At 67.2% G+C, this 702-nt stretch carries 1 pseudogene; it reads right to left on the reverse strand.

The window, feature by feature from the left end:
- Positions 1 to 250: pseudogene (locus tag AB0L71_RS29725) on the reverse strand (hypothetical protein); the annotation flags it as partial.
- Positions 251 to 702: the final 452 nt, after the last annotated feature.

Genomic DNA, 702 nt, shown 5'->3' on the forward strand with positions numbered 1-702 from the left:
ACGAACCCTCGGTGCCCGACGACTGGCCGCCGGTGTCGACACCGCCAGGATCGCCGTTACCATCACCATCGCCGTCTTCGCCCTCGATGCCCAGACCGACCTCGCCGACGTGAGCCTTGGCCGACAGCCCGGCAACGTTGACATCGATTCCGGCGGCCGACGCCACACCGGCGGCGGTGAGCGAGGCACCCGCGGCGATCACCGCACCTGCGGCTATCCGCGCGACGCGGACTCGCGTCTTCTTCGTCATGTGCTGCTACCCCCAGTAGCTGTTCTCGTCAGTGGAGCAGCCATATGCGGGCCCCGGCTCCGCGGGGTTCGCTCCGAACGGCGCCACATAGAGCCGTGATCATGCCGCCCGCCCCCGTTCACACCCGTCCCAGACATACGAACGCTGCCCTAGCACCCTGTCCAGAGTTAAGGACTACGTCAAGGCCGTTCCGTGCAATCTGCGGCGATTTGAAGGGAGTTGGTCTTCATTCGGAATCACGACTGTGACGCACTCCCCACGCCGTCTCCCCAACTCTCCCCCTCAACTCCCCTCAGCACGCAGCACCGTACGCGTCCGCAACGCGAACGGCGGTGCCGGAACCCCCGTGGGGGGTTCCGTGCCCGACCTGCACCGCGTTGCTCAGGAGGCCGTGGATGCGGGGGTGGAGTGGCTGACCGGGGAAGGAACGACAACCCCGTGGACCCGCGTGC

Source organism: Streptomyces sp. NPDC052052 (assembly GCF_040680455.1).
Taxonomy (GTDB): domain Bacteria; phylum Actinomycetota; class Actinomycetes; order Streptomycetales; family Streptomycetaceae; genus Streptomyces.